Genomic DNA, 2,079 nt, shown 5'->3' with positions numbered 1-2,079 from the left:
AAGCGGGTGCATTCTGATTTTGTTGCCGTGAGCGATCATAAACCCCACTTTCGATCGCATACCTAATATAGTTTTCTGTCAAGGGTTCAATAACAAATCTTAAGCGAGTGGCAAAACGCACCGCTCGATAGATGCGCGTCGGATCCTCAATAAAACTATTAGCGTGTAAAACCCGGATGTTTTGGGCGCGTAAATCCAACATACCGCCAAAAAAGTCGAGTAATTCCCCCTCTTTCGGCGAAGTTAGGCGAATTGCCAGAGCATTAATCGTAAAATCCCTTCTATACAAATCCTGTCGAATCGAACTAGCCTCCACTTGGGGATTACTGGCAGGATAGGGATAGAATTCCGTGCGTGCCGTGGCGATATCCACCCATAACGAGCCAAAACGCTCATCTTTGTGCCATAACAAAGCCGCCGTCTGAAATTCCCCGTGAATCGATAACCGGGCCTCCGGATAAATTTCCTGTAAACAATTAGCCAATTCTACCCCCGCACCCACACCGGCGGCGCGATGGCAGCCATCCACCACTAAATCGATATCCTGTAACAATAAAGTATCCCTTTCTGTGGCTAACAATAAATCCCGCACCGCACCCCCAACCAGATAGAGATGCCAACCGCGTTTTTGAGCGGCAGCGGCGGCAGCTTGCAGAAATGACCATAAAATCGGCTCTAAACGCTCTTTAATCGCTGGTAAAAGACAGGAAACCAAAGCAACCCCTTCAAAACGCACCCGCTCATTTTGATGAATCTGTCTTAATACATCTGTACGAGTGACGATACCGACTAACTGCCCATTTTCTAGTACAGGTAAACGCCCTAAATCATACGTTACCATCAGCGACTCGATTTCCTGAAGAGAAGTGTCCGGGGTAATAGTTTTCGGATTACAAGTCATGTATCCCTTCACGGGAGAGCGAGAAAAGCCGTGATGGAGAGCTAAATCGAGGTCACGACGAGAAATCACTCCAACTAAGCGATCCTGCTCATCTACCACCGATAACCCCGAATGGCCGTAACGAAAAAGGATGCGCTCGGCTTGAGATATGGAAGTATCGGGACGAATTGTTCGCACTGGGGAAGACATTAAATCCCTAGCAGTGGGAGAAGGAGGAATTTGAGCAATTAAGTCCCCCAGCAGTTGGTTTAACTGTTGAACTGGCTGAACATCGCGAAAACTCACCGAAGCGGCCTGAGCATGACCACCACCGTTATAGGGGGAAAAAAGCTGATATAGATTCACCCCATCGATTCTAGAGCGGCCAATCACAGTTAAACGCTGTCGGGATTTATCTTCCTCGTCTTTACTATAACTATGGCCAAAAAGTAACGCATCACTCTCGGATAATTCCAGTAGGCGCTCGGCCACACTAGACAAACCGGGGATAAAATCGGCAGTATGGAGAAGAACGTGGGCGATTTTACGGTCATAAATCGTTTTAATCTCTAGATTTTCCCAAGCAAGGCTAAATAACTCCTGTAAGCGCGGGGAAAAACTCGGTTGACAGTATTGGGCGATCGTTTTAATGTTAGCAGCACAGGTCATTAACCAAGCCAAAGCATAGGCATCCCTGGGGGTACTACCGGCAAAAGTCAGGGAACCGGTGTCAACGTGAATACCGAGTGCCATTACCGTTGCTGCCATCGAGTTTGGTTTAATCTGGGCTTTTTGTAAAGCTTCGACAATTAAAGTCGTGGTGGCTCCCACCGCTTCTAAATGGACGCTAGAGGCATGGATATCACTTTCACTATCCAAATGATGATCATACAATTCGATCGCCTGTAAATGCCCTAAATCGAGCCACTGGGAGGCTTTTCCCAGACGATCCCGCCACTGATTATCAACGATAATTAAAGAGCGAATACTGGCTGGATTGACACTACGCAGTTCAATTAAAGCGAATTCATCCCGATGCAGGGCCAAAAATTCCCTCACCGTTGGGTGCGCGCCTCCCGTTAACACAATGCGACTACCCGCTTTCAGCAACGATAAACCCACCGCTGCCCCCAAAGCGTCAAAATCCGCCGTTTGATGACATAAAATTAAATCCATAGTTTTTTTTGGGGTTTTAGGGG

The 2,079-nt window shown here is 47.4% G+C and carries 1 protein-coding gene; it reads right to left on the bottom strand.

The window, feature by feature from the left end; translation table 11 throughout:
• Window positions 1-2,056, bottom strand: a 2,056-nt coding sequence (locus IQ242_RS23320) for a CBS domain-containing protein (protein WP_193961593.1), incomplete at its 3' end; no start/stop codon positions are given.
• Between the last annotated feature and the right edge of the window lie 23 nt (window positions 2,057-2,079).

The sequence above is a fragment of the Microcystis sp. LEGE 08355 genome (assembly GCF_015207185.1).
GTDB classification, from domain to species: domain Bacteria; phylum Cyanobacteriota; class Cyanobacteriia; order Cyanobacteriales; family Microcystaceae; genus Microcystis; species Microcystis panniformis.
Note: the sequence above shows the minus strand (reverse complement) of the source record. Positions and strands in the feature narration are given on the sequence as shown.